The sequence below is a fragment of the Bradyrhizobium sp. 2S1 genome (genome assembly GCF_011516625.5).
Lineage (GTDB): Bacteria > Pseudomonadota > Alphaproteobacteria > Rhizobiales > Xanthobacteraceae > Bradyrhizobium > Bradyrhizobium septentrionale.
On record NZ_CP147717.1, the window covers coordinates 4,780,988 to 4,797,719 of the forward strand.

16 protein-coding genes are annotated in these 16,732 nt (G+C 59.0%); 7 read left to right on the forward strand and 9 right to left on the reverse strand.

The window, feature by feature from the left end:
* The first annotated feature begins 91 nt into the window (after positions 1–91).
* Entirely contained in the window at positions 92–1,417 is a 1,326-nt protein-coding gene (locus HAP54_RS22620; protein WP_176422226.1) for a hypothetical protein, read from the forward strand.
* A gap of 153 nt (positions 1,418–1,570) precedes the next feature.
* Entirely contained in the window at positions 1,571–1,810 is a 240-nt protein-coding gene (locus HAP54_RS22625; protein ID WP_224741826.1) for a hypothetical protein, read from the forward strand.
* A 161-nt stretch (positions 1,811–1,971) separates the two neighbouring features.
* Here HAP54_RS22625 and HAP54_RS22630 read toward each other — a convergent pair.
* Positions 1,972–3,101, reverse strand: a protein-coding gene (locus tag HAP54_RS22630) for an IS3-like element ISRj2 family transposase (protein WP_166296389.1) whose coding sequence is annotated in 2 segments (ribosomal slippage) — positions 1,972–2,849 and positions 2,849–3,101 — 1,131 coding nt in all. Because the reading frame shifts where the segments join, the coding sequence is not laid out codon by codon here.
* 284 nt (positions 3,102–3,385) lie between these two features.
* Between HAP54_RS22630 and tnpA the strand changes: the two genes are divergently transcribed.
* The 5 genes from tnpA to tnpC all read left to right on the forward strand — a co-directional run bounded on the left by tnpA (position 3,386) and on the right by tnpC (position 7,725).
* Positions 3,386–3,784, forward strand: coding sequence for an IS66-like element accessory protein TnpA (gene tnpA / locus HAP54_RS22635; RefSeq protein ID WP_166294114.1), 399 nt, complete (start codon positions 3,386–3,388; stop codon positions 3,782–3,784).
* Positions 3,781–3,999, forward strand: a complete 219-nt coding sequence (tnpB, locus tag HAP54_RS22640) for an IS66 family insertion sequence element accessory protein TnpB (protein ID WP_166298587.1) — start codon at positions 3,781–3,783, stop codon at positions 3,997–3,999. The genes tnpA and tnpB (HAP54_RS22640) overlap by 4 nt, the downstream gene beginning before the upstream one ends.
* A 561-nt stretch (positions 4,000–4,560) precedes the next feature.
* Positions 4,561–5,787: a group II intron reverse transcriptase/maturase gene (gene ltrA, locus HAP54_RS22645; protein ID WP_166306448.1), complete on the forward strand. Its 1,227-nt coding sequence runs from the start codon at positions 4,561–4,563 to the stop codon at positions 5,785–5,787.
* Between the two features lie 33 nt (positions 5,788–5,820).
* Positions 5,821–6,015, forward strand: a complete 195-nt coding sequence (gene tnpB / locus HAP54_RS22650) for an IS66 family insertion sequence element accessory protein TnpB (RefSeq protein WP_166294302.1) — start codon at positions 5,821–5,823, stop codon at positions 6,013–6,015.
* A 45-nt stretch (positions 6,016–6,060) separates the two neighbouring features.
* The gene (tnpC, locus tag HAP54_RS22655; protein ID WP_166303921.1) at positions 6,061–7,725 is read left to right on the forward strand and encodes an IS66 family transposase; all 1,665 of its coding nucleotides are present in this window, start codon (positions 6,061–6,063) and stop codon (positions 7,723–7,725) included.
* An 808-nt stretch (positions 7,726–8,533) separates the two neighbouring features.
* Here tnpC and HAP54_RS22660 read toward each other — a convergent pair.
* The 8 genes from HAP54_RS22660 to HAP54_RS22695 form a co-directional block, all read right to left on the reverse strand.
* Complete coding sequence (locus HAP54_RS22660; protein ID WP_029084300.1) at positions 8,534–9,253, reverse strand: hypothetical protein; 720 nt, start codon at positions 9,251–9,253, stop codon at positions 8,534–8,536.
* Positions 9,254–9,312: 59 nt separating this feature from the next.
* The gene (locus HAP54_RS22665; protein WP_029084301.1) at positions 9,313–10,062 is read right to left on the reverse strand and encodes a hypothetical protein; all 750 of its coding nucleotides are present in this window, start codon (positions 10,060–10,062) and stop codon (positions 9,313–9,315) included.
* Positions 10,063–11,546: 1,484 nt separating this feature from the next.
* Positions 11,547–11,804: a hypothetical protein gene (locus HAP54_RS22670; RefSeq protein ID WP_224741825.1), complete on the reverse strand. Its 258-nt coding sequence runs from the start codon at positions 11,802–11,804 to the stop codon at positions 11,547–11,549.
* 224 nt (positions 11,805–12,028) lie between these two features.
* Positions 12,029–12,415, reverse strand: a complete 387-nt coding sequence (locus HAP54_RS22675) for a tetratricopeptide repeat protein (protein WP_224741824.1) — start codon at positions 12,413–12,415, stop codon at positions 12,029–12,031.
* A 190-nt stretch (positions 12,416–12,605) separates the two neighbouring features.
* The gene (sctV, locus tag HAP54_RS22680; RefSeq protein ID WP_029084950.1) at positions 12,606–14,723 is read right to left on the reverse strand and encodes a type III secretion system export apparatus subunit SctV; all 2,118 of its coding nucleotides are present in this window, start codon (positions 14,721–14,723) and stop codon (positions 12,606–12,608) included.
* A gap of 8 nt (positions 14,724–14,731) precedes the next feature.
* A complete protein-coding gene (locus HAP54_RS22685) occupies positions 14,732–15,157 on the reverse strand; it encodes a tetratricopeptide repeat protein (protein ID WP_029084949.1) in 426 nt (141 codons plus the stop codon).
* 2 nt (positions 15,158–15,159) lie between these two features.
* Positions 15,160–15,696 (reverse strand): hypothetical protein, encoded by a 537-nt coding sequence (locus HAP54_RS22690; protein WP_165128127.1) that lies wholly within the window; start codon positions 15,694–15,696, stop codon positions 15,160–15,162.
* 33 nt (positions 15,697–15,729) lie between these two features.
* Positions 15,730–16,623, reverse strand: a complete 894-nt coding sequence (locus HAP54_RS22695; RefSeq protein ID WP_166303924.1) for a SctD/MshK family protein — start codon at positions 16,621–16,623, stop codon at positions 15,730–15,732.
* Between the last annotated feature and the right edge of the window lie 109 nt (positions 16,624–16,732).

Below are 16,732 nucleotides of genomic sequence, written 5' to 3' on the forward strand. Positions count from 1 at the left end.
CGCATGACGCTCACGAAAAGCCGGAGGTCAGCCAGGGCGGGACGCTTGCGAAAAGATCGCTTCTCGCGTGTCGCAGATTGACCATGCTCTGATGGAGAAAATCGGAATCAGGGCCCTATCTATCTTTGCAGCGTCATTCGGCCGGCACTCCAGGAGCTCGGAATGTCACTATGGAGCGATCCGAATAGCTAGGCTTTGTCGCGAGGAAAGCAGGTCGCTTCAAGAGCTGAACAATCTGAGCCTGGCAGCGCTGATCAACGGTTTCAGCAAATGGCCAGAAGAGGCCGACTTTCGCCAGGCCGCCGTCGCAATCGCGGGTGAGGTTATTCGCCGTGCGAACCGCCACCACCAGCTCTCTGAGTTTACACAGCAAGGGTTGGTGAGTCTGGTCAACGGTTTCAGCAAATGGCCGGAAGAAGTGACCTCGCGCCAAGCTGCGGCAGCGCTGGCACTTGAAATCGTGCGCCGTCCCGGTCGGCTCCGCGCTTTTGCCCAGCAGGGATTGGCCATCCTGGTGAACGGTTTCAGCAAGTGGCCAGATGAGCGGCCCTACGGTCAAGTTACAGTCGCGATCGCTGGTGAAGTCCTTGGACGTGCCGCCCGGTTTCGTGAGTTTAGCGAGCAGGATCTGGCGAATCTAGTGAATGGCTTCAGTAAATGGCCAGATGACGCGGTCTCTCGTCAGGCGACAGTCGCGATCGCAAGTGAACTCCTGCGCCGTGCCACCCAGCTTCCTCATTATACCCAACAAGGACTGGCGAACCTGGTGAACGGCTTTTGCAAATGGCCGGAAGATGCGGTCTGTCGTAAGGCTACAGTCGCGATCGCTGGCGAGGTTCTTCGCCGTGCTGCGCAACTCCGCGATCTTACGCAGCAGGGGTTGGCAAACCTGGTGAACGGTTTTAGCAAGTGGCCGGAGGAGCTGGCCGTTCGCCGCGCCGCGGTCGCACTCGCTCGTGAGGTCTTGCGCCGCGCTACCCAGTTAGACGATTTTTCACAGCAGGGGCTGGCGAATCTAGTGAACGGCTTCAGCAATTGGCCGGAGGAGCTGCCGTGCGCTCAAGTGACCGTTATGCTCGCGGGCGAGGTGCTTCGCCGCACCGAGCGCGGGACCGGGCTCTCAGATTTCTCTGCCCAGGACCTCAGGGGGGTAGTGATCGGTTTCAACAGATGGCCGCGAGAGAGCGCCGCTCGCCAAGCCACGATCGCAGTCATCAATGAGGTCCTTGGCCGCGGTATCCGGCTCTTTGACTTTACCAAGCCGGAATCGGAGAATCTGCTGAATGGCTTCAGTAAATGGCCGCAAGACGCTGTCCGCCACCAGGCGATAGCGGAGATCATCAGGCCGCTGAAACTTTCGCAAACTGGAGCAGCGCAGCTCCGTACTGGGGAGAAGTGGTCCCAGCAGCCGAGGTAATCGAGCAAAGAAATCTCCCGGCGGTTGCGCTGTTCAATGCGTATCATGCAGCGACTCCGCGACACAACGAATCGACGCGGCGAGCTCCTAATGATGTGATCGGGAGCGTCACATTACACAGAAGTGAGTAAACAATCAGAAGGGACGCAGTTGTTGATCGAGGCTGAAAAGGATGTCGTCGACCACATGCTCTCATCATTGACGACCAGCTTGTTGCAGAACCGTATCGCCCCCTCCAACGAACAGGTCATGCATCATTTCGGGATCGCCTGCGAGAGTGCGGGACTGATCGCGACGGAAGAGGCGGCAATCCGGATGCGCGTCTCACGCGAGATCAACAACGCGCAGTCGGTGCTTGAGTTCATCGGTCGCGATGCGGATCGACTGCAGTGACTGGGCCTTAAGAAGAGAGCTGGCGCCGGTTGTTTGGACAGCGCCCCGCGGGATTTAAGTGGATTCCTGCCGGGTTATGCTGAACGCGGGGCCTTTCGATTTTGTCGTTGCGTCGGGAGGGCGTAGCCCGACCAGAGCGACGACAAAATCGTCGGCGACGGTCATGCGGCCATCACCATAGCTTGCGTGCCGAAGTAAGCCTCGTCGGGCGTGCGCCCGTCAAGGCTCGAGTGAGGGCGTCCCTGATTGTAGAAGGCCAGATACTTGGCAATTGACGCTCGCGCCTCGGACACGCTGTCGTAGGCGCGGAGATAAACTTCTTCGTATTTGACCGTGCGCCAGAGCCGCTCGACAAACACGTTGTCGCGCCAGGCGCCCTTGCCGTCCATGCTGATGGCGATCTTCGCGTCCAGCAGCACATCGGTGAACTCGAGGCTGGTGAACTGGCTGCCCTGGTCCGTGTTGAAAATCTCGGGCCTGCCGTGCTTCGCCAACGCCTCCTGGACCGCTTCGACGCAGAAGGCCGCCTCCATTGTGATCGAGACGCGATGGGCCAGGACCCGTCGGCTGAACACATCGACGACCGCCGCGAGATAGACGAAGCCACGCCGCATCGGAATGTAGGTGATGTCCATTGCCCACGCCTGGTCGGGCCGCTCGATCTTCAATCCGCGCAACAGGTACGGGTAGATCTTGTGACCCGGTGCCGGCTTACTCGTGTTCGGGCGACGATAGACCGCCTCGATCCCCATGCGCTTCATCAGCGTCGCGATGTGGCGGCGACCGGCGTATACGCCCTCCCGCCGCAGCAACGATCGCTGCATACGCGCTCCCGCGAAGGGATAATCGAGATGCAGCTCATCGAGCCGACGCATCAAGGCAAGGTCCTCGGCCGAAACTGGCCGAGGTTCATAGTAGACCGTGCTGCGAGCCAGCTTCAGGACCTTCGCCTGGCGCACGATAGAAAGATCATGACCGCGGTCGATCATCGCTTTGCGCTCAGCAGGCCCGCCTTGGTGAGCGCGCCGGACAAAAAATCGTTTTCCAACGCCAGCTCGCCGATCTTGGCATGTAACGCCTTCAAATCGACCGGCGTCTCGGCCGACGCCTTGTCATGCCCAAACACGCCGGCGGCGCCTTCCAGGAGCTGGTTTTTCCAGATCGTGATCTGGTTCGGATGAACATCAAACAGTTGCGCCAGCTCCGCCAGCGTCTTCTCGCCTTTGACCGCAGCCAAAGCAACCTTCGCCTTGAATGCCGGAGAATGCATCCGGCGGCTCTTCTTCGTCATCTTCGCTCCTGATTCGCGGCAAGAATCCTCGCCGCTGTCAGGCAGAAAATCCACTCAAGCTACTGTCCGAATTTGCGGAGCCAGCTCTAAGCACCTATCGTATCGCTGCAGATGCTCAATTGTTGAACTGAACACGCCTGCGATCAAGACTCGGGTCATGGGCGTTTGCCGGCCTCTATCTGTGACGCCATGAGCGATGTTGGAAGGTATTCCTCCGCTAAGGGCCGCCTTGTTTGATGGGCGCGAGCGCTGCAGGTCCTAGGGGTAATCCTAGGAGAAGCGCTATGACGATTTCGAGGGCGGAGGTGATCACAACGGTCGAGCGGCGGCGCCGGTGGTCGCAGGATGAGAAGGAACGGCTCGTCGCAGCGTCGCTCGAGCCCGGCGCCAATGTTTCCGAGGTGGCTCGCGTGGCCGGGCTTCATGTGAGCCAGCTGTTCAGGTGGCGTAAGGAGCTTTGCAGGCACGGCGAAGCGAGCATAGCGCCGTTTGTTCCGGTCGAGATTGGGCCGTCTGCGCTACCGCGGGAGGTGGCCGAAGCGGCGTTGACGCCAACGGCGCGTCGACGCAAGAGCCAGGGCATCATCGAGATTGATCTTGGTAGCGGGCACCGCATCCGGGTCGATGGCGACGTTGATGGAGATGCGCTACGTCGCGTTCTCGATGCTTTGGTCCGCCGATGATCCCGGTTCCGACGGGCGCGCGAGTGTGGCTCGCGACAGGCTACACGGACATGCGCCGAGGCTTTCCGTCGTTGGCGCTCCAAGTGCAGGAGGTGCTGCACAAAGACCCGCTCAGCGGTCATTTGTTTGTCTTCCGCGGTCGCCGCAGCGATCTTGTGAAGCTGATCTGGCACGGTGTGCTGCAGAGCATGAAGGAGGTGAATAACCGAATTTAATGCGTACAGCTTTATTAGAGATGGAGGATGGCCCTCCTGCATCGGCGTTTCAGGCGCAGATGCAAAACCACGACACTGTGGCTTCGCTTAAAAGGCGCGGTCATGAGCAAGTGTTGCAAAAGTCCCGGGTGTACGGGGCAGGTAAGTATCCAGAAGGCGAGCGAAAGCGAATCTTCCGATGACGCGTCGAAAATTACTAAGGCGTCGCCAAAATCAGGGGCGCGTGCCATCCCTGAGATCAATCCGTGAGGCGCCTGGATTACTGCGCGGATGGCGACCGGCGTTTAGGGGACGCGATCTGGATACAGGCTCTTGTAGAGAACTGCAGGAACCAGTCGTTGTGATGCCAAGGGAGAAGTTCAAGCGGCGCACACCGCGAGACGAGAGTACCGAAGCACAACACTGGGGCGGATCGGCTCGTAGTAGTGATGAAGGTGCTGTAATGGGACTGGAGCGAAGGGGCCGAAACAAGTGGGTTGCTCCCATATGCAACTGTGATGAGCAGGAGGACATGTGAGTGTAACCGGACGTAAGCAGTACGATATCGACAAGCAGACAGTGATGAAGGCCTACCGATTGGTCAAAGCCAATGCGGGCTCGGCCGGCGTGGATAAGGTGTCGCTCGAAGCTTTTGAGAAGGACTTGAAGGGCAACCTTTACAAGGTCTGGAATCGAATGTCTTCTGGCAGCTACTTTCCACCTGCCGTTCGGGCTGTCTCCATTCCCAAGAAGAACGGCGGGCAACGCATTCTAGGTGTGCCGACAGTAGCAGATCGCGTGGCGCAAACGGTCGTCAAGCTGCAGATTGAACAAGCACTCGAGGAAATCTTCCTTCCCGATTCCTACGGCTACCGGCCCGGAAAATCCGCGCTGGACGCCGTCGGCGTCACCCGGCAACGGTGCTGGAGGATGGACTGGGTGCTGGAGTTCGACATCAAAGGCCTGTTCGACAATATCAGCCACAAGTTGCTTATGAAGGCCGTCAGGAAGCATGTGCAAGACGAATGGGCTCTGCTCTACATCGAACGCTGGCTAACAGCGCCGATGCAAGACAGAGACGGAGCGATCACCGCTCGCGACCGGGGCACACCCCAAGGCGGCGTGATCAGTCCCGTCCTTGCCAATTTGTTCTTGCATTATGCGTTCGATACATGGATGGCGCGGAACTTCCCGCAGTCGCCGTGGTGTCGATACGCGGACGACGGGCTCGTTCATTGCCGAACCAAGGCTGAAGCGGAAGCCATCAAGGCGGCGCTGCAAGCAAGGTTTAAGGAATGCGAACTCGAAATGCATCCCGACAAGACCAAGATCGTCTACTGCAAAGACAGCAATCGCCCGGGTAGCCATGCCAGTCAGTCATTTGACTTTCTGGGATTTACCTTTCGACCGCGCAGGGCAAGAAACCATCAGAAGAAAGAAAACTTCTGTACGTTCTCGCCAGCGGTCAGCAGGGCGGCGATGACGTCTATGCGTATGACGATCCGGCAGCTCCGCCTCAGGCTTCGCTCGCAGACGGAAGTCGACGCAATTGCCTTGGAACTGAACCCCGTCCTTCGTGGATGGAGGCAGTACTACGGCAGATATGGGCGGTCAGAAATGCACAACCTGTATCGATATGTCGACGAATCTCTTAACCGCTGGGCGCGACGCAAATACAAAGGGCTGAAGAATGGAAAAGTCAGAGCCTCCACCTGGCTCAGATTGATCCGCTGCCGCAGGCCGAAGCTGTTCGCTCATTGGGCGATGTTGAGTTCTGCCTCGTTACTTGTTGAGAGCCGTATGACGTGAGAGCGTCACGTACGGTTCGGAGAGCGGCTCCGGGTGCAACCCCCGGGGCCGACTCACCACGGCCAAGGAGCATGCCTTTTTACCAAAAGACTCGAGCGAGGAAGGTTCATCTGGCCATCGGTTGGCGGTGAAACGGTAACGATCTCGCCGGCGCAGTTGAGTTATCTGTTGTCCGGAATCGATTGGCGCACCCCGCAAGAAACCCAGCGTCCGACGCGGGTCGGATAACCGTTTTGGGTTTGAATCTGCTGCTCGATCTGATTCAATGGCTTCATGAGCTCGAAGCCAGACGATCTTCCTGCGGATCTTGCGAGCGCCTACATGGCGCTGCTGGCCGAGCGCAAGGCGTTGCAAGTTGAGCGCGATATCGCAGTCGCGGATGCCGCCAGCGCGCGGGCGGAGCTGTCGGACAACGAAGCGTTGATCGCACATCTCGAACTGCGGATCGAGAAGCTCAAACGCGAACTGTACGGGCCGCGGTCCGAGCGCACGGCGCGGCTGATCGAGCAATTGGAATTGGAGCTCGAAGAACTCATCACCATGGCGAGTGAGGATGAGCTCGCCGCGCGTGCCGCGGCTGCAAAGGTACAGAACGTTCGGGCCTTCACGCGCAAGCGGCCGGTGCGCAAGCCTTGGCTGGACGACATCGAACGCGAGCGGGTCGTCATTGAGGCGCCAACGAGCTGCGCCTGCTGCGGCGGATCGCGCCTGGCGAAGCTGGGCGAGGATGTGACCGAGACGTTGGAGGAGATCCCGCGCCGGTTCAAGCTGATCGAGACGGTGCGGGAAAAGTTCACCTGCCGCGATTGTGAGAAGATCAGCCAGCCGCCCGCGCCGTTCCATGCCACACCGCGTGGCTTCATCGGTCCGCAACTGCTGGCGACAATCCTGTTCGACAAGTTCGGCATGCATATCCCGCTCAACCGTCAGAGCGTGCGCTTTAAGGCCGAGAGGATCGATCTGCCGCTGTCGACGCTGGCCGACCAGGTCGGCCACGGAACCTTCGCCGTTATGCCGCTGTTCCAGCTGATCGAGCACCATGTGCTCGCGGCCGAGCGCCTACATGGCGACGACACCACCATCCGCATCCTGGCGAAGGGCAAGTGCACGACTGGGCGGATCTGGACGTATGTGCGGGATGACCAGCCGTTCGCCGGGCCTGCGCCGCCGGCGGCGGTCTATTACGCCTCGAGCGACCGACGGGGCGAACATCCCCAGAAGCATCTGGCCGCCTTCGCCGGTATCTTGCAGGCGGATTGCTATAGCGGCTTCGAGCCGTTGTTCGATCCGAAAAGAAAAGCGATGCCGATCACGCCCGCATTTTGCCTGGCCCATGCGCGGCGGGGATTCTTCGAGCTGGCCGACATCGAGAAAACGGCCAGGGAAGGCCGCAAGGGCAAACCGGTCTCCCCGATCGCGCTGGAGGCGGTCAGGCGTCTTGACGCTCTGTTCGAGATCGAGCGCGCCATCAACGGCCGCAATGCCGACGAGCGGCGTGCCGTACGCCAGGAGAGGAGCAAGCCGCTTCTCGATGACTTGCACGACTGGCTGCTCCGCGAGCGAGAAGCCCTGTCGCGCTCCTCCGAGGTCCTGAAGCCCATGAACTACATGCTCAGGCGCTGGGACGACTTCTCCCGCTTCCTCGATGATGGCAGGATCTGCCTCAGCAATAATGCCGCTGAAAGAGCGTTGCGCGGCATCGCGTTGGGCAGGCGCAACTGGACCTTCGCCGGCAGCCTGCGCGGCGCCGACCGCGCTGCCATCATGCTGACGATGATCACGACCTGCCGCCTGAACAACGTCGATCCCAAAGCCTGGCTCGCCGACGTCCTCGCCCGGATCGCCGATCTTCCCACTTCGCGTCTGCGCGAACTGCTGCCCTGGGAATGGAAGCTCCTGCGGCAAGCCAACAACCCCACCGATCAGCAGGCCGCCTGACCTTCACCCAACGCTATCTTACAGATCGCCACGCCCACGCGCATGCGTCAATCAGGCGGCCTTCGTCGTATGCGTACGTTGGAAGATCGATCCTCGCGGCTGATGTCAAGCGAGACGGCAGTTCTTCATCCAAGAAGACATAGGATAGCTTTTGTTGATTACGTCGAGGGCGGGTGCTGCCTCGCGGTGGGGGTCAGCAACGTTACAGCGGATGAGCTTTGGGCTTTTCAAGAGCTGCGGCAGGTCGCTTCGGCATGCGCTTCTTGTCGCTCATATCACTGACGACGAAGTTGCCAGGAGCGGAGGTATCAGTTCGAAATCAGGGGACAATGTACGCACTATCTGGTAACGCGCTGATAACCATGAGAGCACGGCGAGCCGCCATCGCGTCCGCACGTGTGGCGACGCAGGAGAGGCACGTCGACGCGAGCGCGGAGTATCACACCCGCTTAAACCGGCAACTGGCAGAGGATGGTCCCGACGGAAGACGTAGATGCCGAACCGTGCGCCCCGCTCCGCGACGAGATCGCTTGCGAGATCAAAAGCGTGGTAATGCGCGGGAAGCCCGGTGTTGAGCTGTGAAGCACCACTTGATGGAAGAGCCGTCGACACGTCTGGCTCCTCGCAACGTCAGCTGCTCACTGATCTTTCCGAGAGCCGGCGTGTCCGGATCGGCCGTTCGGCGTAAGAGCTGCCGCGGACGATCACGACGAAAGGGAGTGCTCTCGACTCGACGATCCCGGCAATGAATCGCGTCTGGTAATTGCATACGTTCATCTCTAATCGAAATGGACGGCGAGATGGAACCTCACGTGGCCCTTGTGCTCCTTAGGCTCGCGATGTTCGTCGCCCGAGATCGATAGGGGCCCCGCAGGATCATACTGGATTCCAGATCGCGAAACATAGTGTAATTTCCGCGGATCCACTGATGTAGTTCGGTAGACCAGTCCTTCTCGTTGCGCAGATACCCGGTGAATGAGAAGCTAAGTCGGTCGATATATCTCTTGAGAAACGGCGGCAGCGCGGGAATCCGAAGTACCCGCTCGCCATCCATCGCTCCAGGTAATTCTCCGCGGAGCACAAATTCATTGTGCACAGTGACTAGTGCCGGCGTCGGAATCCTTTGCCGCAGCATTTCATAACTGCGCATGGAGATGCGGTCAGTGCCAGCGACGAACAAGATGATAGGCGCGACATAGCAGCGCGCCGTCTCTTTGATGAAGCCAATCTCCTCGCACATCTTGAAGAACTCGTCGAAGGCATGAAAGCCGAGGTCGATCACCTTGGCTACCCGATCGTGGATGATCAGTGGGTCCATCAGCTGCATCTTGCCGTAAGTATCAATCACATCTGCGGTCTCCGTGATGTTGGGAAGGTAATCAAGTAATGACGGCTCCTTCAGATTGACATCAAACGACAACGCGGTGCCATGTTTCAGCAGCAAGAACTCGCTTACGAGGCGAGCGATGAGGGTTTTGCCGACCTGCGGGCTAGGAGAGCAGATGATGTAGATTGGGGTCGCTAACATAGCCGGCAGATCAATGTTGTTTGGTACGTGGCTCAACCCGGAGCGCGCTGAGAATCGGATTACTTCTCGCCGGCCTGGGTGGCTGACCTGGCGCCGGCCAGCTCCGTCAAGTTGATGCGGTCAAATTCCCTCCAGACATTTGCCAGCCAGTGCCGGACATAACCGCGCAGCACGAAGGAGTTGTTCGCTGGCTCATCGTTCCGCCCCTTGTTTGCGACGAAGTCCACGAATGGGACGGAAGCGACTTCGACCTGCTCATAGGCCATCTCGTTGAGTTTCGGTATGGTCAACTCGGTCGCATGCTTGATGCGATGAAAATAGGAATTGTAGGTCGATTGGTCCCACTGAAAGAACTGAGTGTCGTTGATGAAGTTCTTGACCAGATAGTACTTTGCGCCGCTCATGAAGGTCGCGGTCTCAGCGATCTCGTCCAGAGAAGCGATGGATGATCCCAAGATATGGAATACGGCAAAGGTGATCTGGCCGGACCGCGCCGAATCCAAAAAGCCGATGTCGCGCAAGGAGGCCAGTGCTGAGGACAATAAGCCGGCGCGAGCATCGATGACGGTGACGGATAGCCCTGAATTCAGGGTATCGAAAATCTTCATCTGGTCCGCGGTCGTCGTCATATCGACGATCTCGGTGATCTCGGGATAGAAGCGCTTCAGCGTTCCCCGCGGCGACTCCGTGTCGAATGCGCGTGTTTGCACCTTATTGACGCTGAAGTAGTCCAGAAGCGTTCGTGATACGGTCGTCTTTCCGACTCCTCCCTTGTCCGCGCCCACCACAATCACAACTGGCTTCACCATGACAATCTCCTGAGACACTCGCTGTTGCCGCGCGCGAAGTACGCGATCGGCGAGTCTCTGCTTTGGACGCGAACATGGCAGAAAGAAGGGGCAATGGCATCTTTGATGCGGGAGCCGCGCAACTGATGAATATTCTGCAACAGCGAGCCGCAGAGGCCACTTGATTGCAGTGACAATGTAGGTCGAGAACAGCAACTAATCACTCGTGATCGTACTCCACGAGAGGTTTGCGAGTAGCTGAAGGGAAGTTCTCGAGGAGACAACTGTGCGCGGGTGGTGATCATCGCGATCACCATTAGCTACTTGATGCTGCCGATTCTCGATCAGCCTGAAATGACGAGAATCGCACGTGGCGTCAGATTCAAGCTTTGATCGAACTGATCGAGGCGGTGCTATGAGGTGGGCTTGCGTCCAGGCAGGACCGAACGCTGCCCAGATAACTCTGATGAAAGTCGTCCTCTGTCTGCAGCTCGGCAGATTGGCAGTCGTTGCAAGGTGTGCCGCTCCGCAATTCGCAGGACTTCCCTAAGACGGGCCTTGTGGTTTCCTCATCCACCAAGTTGACAGGAACACGTCGCGATGCGGAGTAGGGCTAGGTCAGACGCATCCGCCAAACAGGCCGGCGCCGCCGCCTGCCGCAGCTTCAGCGATGACTGTTTCGGCGGATGTTATCCGGTCGGTGCCAGCCTTTCTTCGCGGGCCTGGACAGGGGAGCATCGGCCGAGCCACCTCAGCCGTTCTGGTCCGCAAGCCGCTGCTTGGGGCTCGGCCCATTCCCCTGTGGGCTTCTCGGCCCAGTTGCCGTTCGTTAGCAGAGCTGGCGTCGCCGGCACGATGTGCGCAGCTCGACCCAGATGAATATTTGTCAGTGAGAGCCTTCATGGAGCTCAGCATCAAGCTGACTTTGGATTGTATGGTGTGCAGAGCCGCTCCGGCGGTGCGCGCCATCGAGTGGAGGGCACCAGGAGCGGTGCCTCGCACCTCGGTCGCCACGGAGCTCCATACTCAATGGCGATCGCCTTTCGTTACATCGGGGCCAAGTTCCGTTGCGGCCAAGGAAGCCGACAAAGCGGGAGCCGCACACCGTTCGCAAGCAGCCGAGCAAAGCTGGACCGATTGCTCGACGGCTCTCGATGGGCGCACTGCGTGGTCAAGTGACCGCAAAACAAAACGCGGAGTTTACCTTCTTGGCAGCGCGCTCAACCGCGAGAACGTCACGAACACGACATTGCAGGTGAAATGGACGTGAACTCGGCAGCAACTGAGCAAGGATGGCGACTTGCGGCGCACGGCGGATCGCAGGGCAATGAGAGCGACGGTTTAGCTTTTCAGGCTCGCTGTGAGATTGATTTGGATGCGCATCTGTGCAAAGAGCCTGAGAGGCTGCGCCGTCCAATAAGCTGTCCGGCTCAGGCCGTCGTGCACGGCTGCTCGATTGCTGCGCGGGGCCATGTATCGTGGCCGATGGCTCCATCCACCTCCCTCTACACCGCGATTGGCTTGGCAACGTTTCTCATCACAGCGAGACGGGAGCTGGCAAACATCTCTCTATTGTACACTCCGCCGAAATGATCCAGGACGAAGGTTCCAGAATAATTCAGATTGTCGGTAACGCGCCTGATGAGGTTATCGAGAATTGCGGCGACTTCGCCAATGCGGTCGCTATAATGAGCGCGAATAACGTTAACGGCGTTCATTGAGTGAACCGCCTCGGCTATCCTCAGTGCGGTGTCCCAGTTCATCTGCCTCGGAAACGCTTGCGGGGTAGGCGATGGAAGAGTCACTGATGCGATTATACATGGCGAGTTGCATTCCTCTCGGCGACGTTGCTTGGCGGAGCCTGTCTCTTCAGTCTCCGCGCGACTCATAGGCAGCATTTGCTGTCGGCAAGCTGACCGGCAGGCATCGGCGCTTCGCTGCTGTTCGCCAAATCATCTCGAGCGGGCCAACGCCTGCCGGCCGTCCGTTAGCGGCCGTGGTCTGTGTTCCCGCTCTCCGTCTTGCTTTCAAGTGCGAGCGAGAGTTTGAGGTTGTTACGCAACATCGCATTTGCGGGAGCTGTTTCAAGAGCTTGGCGGTATAGCGCTTGTGCCTCGCGATGGCGGCCCTCGTGGTCGAGCACAACACCCTTGGCATTCAGCGCGCGCAGGTCGCCAGGTACGACCAGTAAGAGCGCGTCGAGCACCTCAAGCGCATCATCTGGGGATCTGCGTCCCAACAGGGCCCGCGCAAGAGGAATCGCCGCATCGACGTTGTCCGGTTGTTGCCTCACCGTGTCGCGTAAAGTCTGCTCGTCAGCATCCCGATCGATGGCGCGAACAATGCGCTCACGCATGGCAGGATCAATCTCCACGGCGCCTGCTGGATCTGATGTGGATGTCTGCTGCGGGGAGAGCGCCGACCGCTCCGAGCCGGCACAAGCTGAGAGCAGCAATATGGCGAGAAGAGCTGGGCACGAGCCCGGACCAAAGGAGCACAAGCGCCGCCCGACGCTGATCGCATATGGAGTCATGGGCCATCTCGGGATAAGTGGCTGCGTTCTGTTAAGTCGCCGCGGTAAGGAGCCCGCCACGCTCCGAGGAAGCGGCCTTATCCTTGGCAGCCGGAAGCTTGACGGACCCAATCGGCTGGACGGTGAAATCCGAAGCGAGATCTTGATAGGACAGAACGGGCAAATCGATTCCGTTGCGGGTGAGAAAGCCTCGTACAAAACGTCGGATATCCATCGAACCGAGAATAATGGGTTGGCTCTGACTTCGAGCGATGGTCGAATGGATCTGACGGAATTGTGCAAGCAGCTTCTCGCTCTGCCAATCGTCCAAAACGAGGTATGGACCGACAGCGGTTTCGCGCACCGCGCCGCGGACAATATCCTCGGTCTCGCGCTCGATGATAAAGGCGGCCACAACCCGATGGGCATTGGCATAGCGAAAACAGATCTGCCGTTTCAAGGTGGCACGAACATATTCGGTGAGCAGGACCGCATTTTGCTCGCGTTCACTCCATTCTGCCAGGGCTTCCAGCAGTAGGCGGGTGTTGCGAATTGGAATGCCCTCATCGAGTAGGCGGCGCAGGACCTCGGCGATCCGAGGAACGGTGGTCGTACGCAGCACTTCCTTCACCAGATCAGCGTATTCCTGCTCCATCCGGCCAAGCAATTGGCGGGTTTCTTGAATGCCTACCAAGCGCTGTGCATAGCGTGTCAATGTGAAGTGGAGACGCAAGGCAAGAATTTCGCTCGGACGGTGATATCCGATTCCCGCGGCTTTGAGGGCGGCCGCATGACCTTCTTCGATCCAGACCCGATTCGTCTCCGGCTCTTGTCGAAAGGGGATGCCGCTCAATTCGATGTTCGCCACATCGTCGTTGAGCGCGAGTTGCGTCGGATCGATTACATCTCGTTCCACCGGCACGCTGTCGACATCTACCCTGAACTGCGACTTGGACAGATGCTGATCGACCTGAGCCGGGATACGCGGGACCGTTATGCCAAGATCCGCCGATACCAGCGTCGAAACGCGCGCGATGCACTGTTCCAGCTCGTTCTTGTCGATTGAATACGTCAGGTCCGGCGCGAGGAATAGCGCGATCGGAAGTGCCTCCGCATGAACAGCTTGTTTCTGGGTCTGTGCTAGAGCCCGAGCGGAAGCGGCGGCATCTGCACTTGTCTTACCTGCCGTCTTGTCGCTTTTCGCCCCAACCCTGACATAGCTCGCTGCAGCGAAGAGCCCAGCTAGAATGACGAACGGCGGCAAAGGGAAGCCGGGAACGAGTCCCATCAAGAGCAAGACGCAAGCGGCTAAGCGAAGGGCTTGTGTGCTTGCCGTGAGTTGGTTGACAATATCGGCGCCAAGTCTGAGCTTGGAAGGCCCGTTGACACGCGTGACGATGGTTGCGGCCGTGATCGACAGCAGCAGCGCCGGGATTTGCGAGATGAGCGCATCCCCTATTGTCAGCAGCGTATATTGGTGCAGCGCCTCATCGAGCGACATACCCTTGGACAGCAGGCCGATACTGATCCCACCCAGCATGTTGATGCAGATGACGATCAGGCCAGCGATCGCGTCGCCCTTGACAAACTTCATGGCACCATCCATGGCGCCATGAAGTTGGCTCTCTTGCTCCAGTGCCGCGCGCCGGCGACGCGCTTCGTGTTGATCGATATGGTTATTGCGCAGCTCCGCGTCTATCGCCATCTGTTTGCCCGGCAGCGCGTCGAGCGTGAAGCGCGCAGAAACCTCTGCGACGCGCTCGGCGCCTTTCGCAAGAACCATGAACTGCACCATGGTCACGATCAGGAATATGACGACTCCGACAGCGATATTCCCTGATATTACGAAGTCGCCAAAGGTGTGGATAATGCTGCCTGCGTCACCCTCCGCAAGAATAAGCCGCGTGGTTGCGATGGTCAGCGAGAGACGAAATACCGTCGAGATAAGGATGACGCCCGGCAACGAGGAAAAATCAAGCGCTGTGCTGAGATAGAGGGCAACCATCAGCAGCAATATGGCAAAGCCAAGATTGAAGCCGATCAGCATGTCAATCACGATGATCGGGATCGGCATGATCATCATGCCGATCGCCAGAAGCAGCATCAACGCGACCATAAAATCCGGATGGGCCGGCGCGCGCAGGATGAATTTACGCAAGACGTTGGCCATGAAGGTCCCTATTTCTGTTTGATGAGAGCGGTGCTGCCGCGCAATGACACATAGCGTCGGAAGACATCGCGGGCCTCGGTCATGCGGCCTGCCTCTCGCAGCGCGTGACTGCGCAGGAGCGTCAAAGGCACGCGTGAAGACGGGTGAGCATCAACGGCGTCCAGCCGATCGAGCACCTCAAGTGCTTCGTCGCCAAGGCCCTCCGAGATGAGGGTGTAGGCCAGAATTCGGAGCAGATCGACATCCTGGGAATGTTCGCGGGCTGCGATTCGTAGCAGGGCCAGACTTTGTGCGCTCTGCCCGCACGCGAGGTGGACATAGGAGAGGGCGCAGAGCAGGTCACGCTCCGGCCCGGAGATCAGCAGGATATCGCCGGACTTGGAAACGTCCGGGGCCGAGGTGCGGACCTCCTGCACTCGATCCGATTCGATCATGGCTAGCCCTTGATCAAGCTGTTCTGATTTTGCCGGAGCAGAAGGAACCGCCGCAGTTCTTGCTGCAGGATCGCCAAGCATTCGCCGGCCGTCTTGTCGTCTGGCGTTGATTCCAGCGTTTGCGTTAAGCGCTCCAGAAGAGCACCATGCCTGTCTGCGCGCAGCACGTCCGGATGACGCAGGCGTGGAATGACGAAGGAGAGCAGGCCATGTGACAGATTGTGGCCATAAAGTGAGGCAAGTACTGCGCGGGGGTCGATTTCATTTGCGCCAGCAGCCCTCTCGAAGAGAGTGACGCGCGAGATTGCATCGATCGGGCCGACCTCGAGCGCGGCTTCGCTCGCAGGATCAATTGTCAGATCCTGAGCGGATGCGTCTCGCCACGACGCCTGTTTCGTGGCGCCATCTGCATGAGCGCCCGCGACTTCGATGTGGTCGGCTTTCGGGGTGGTCGGGCCGTTGACCGGTGCATGCTCCCCCGCGTCATACCCCTGCGACGAGGGGCCGGACCCTACAGGGTGCTGGGGCAGTCTGGCCATCGGCTTCTCCTTTCTTCCTGCAGGGCGGAAACGTTAATAGGGAAGTGCAGCGAAGCGGCCGTTCCGACTGAGCAGCACTCGTCCATCCTCGATTCGATCGACGGTCCATCCATTGCTCAGCAGCGCTCCCACGAAATACTTCTGGCCGCCGATAAGAAGATAACGTTCGCTTCCGCGCCAAACCGCTTGGACCGAGATTGAGGGCGGCGCCTTTTCGTCCTTGACGGTGACCGCGTTCACAAGGGCAGGAGTTCCGTTGGTTTGATGATCAAACCATTGCTGGATTTCCTGCCATTTTGCGCCAAGGGCTGGCGTTACGGTTCCTTCCGCGGTCACAACGCCGTGCCCCGAACCGACCTTGATATTAAGAAGGCCCCCTCGTTCAACCTCCTGCCGCAGCAATTCGGCAGTTGCATCAGCGGCCTTCGCATCCAGACGATTGATGGCTGGTTTGGCGGCAATGTCGGCCACAGACGATGCGTCTGTGCTCGGCGTCACTGCGCTATCGTCAGGGGCGAATATGGGCGAGACGGCGCCGATCGCCATGGAGCTGAGCAAGACGAGGCTGAGCACCACGATCCAGATAAAAGAGCGGTTGCTTGAGCCACCTTGCGGCAAATCTTGCGTCGACCAGCGAATGGACATGGCGCCGACATGAACGACGGCAGGAAGAGGAACACTAACGCGCTCGCCTGGGGGCATATTCTCGCGGCCGTCCAGTCTGATATTGGCTGCAAGGGCCTCGATCTCGATCGAATTGGTATGCGGGGTGATGCGAAGGTGGCGCGGTTCGAGCCCTTGTTCAAAGAAGATCAGATCGGCATCGAGGCCGCTGCCGATGAGGCTGGCCCCAATAGCGGCTTTGCCCCTAAGCCCGGCATAGAGCCCCGATAAGACCTCAAACTCGAGAGAAATCGATTCGCTCACGGATCATCTCCTGAATAACGAGACAAGCCGTACGGCAGTTCGCCGTACGGCTCTTGCAGAGTTCGTCATTCACTGCGCGGACACGGTAGCGACTCGGTGAGCCAACCGT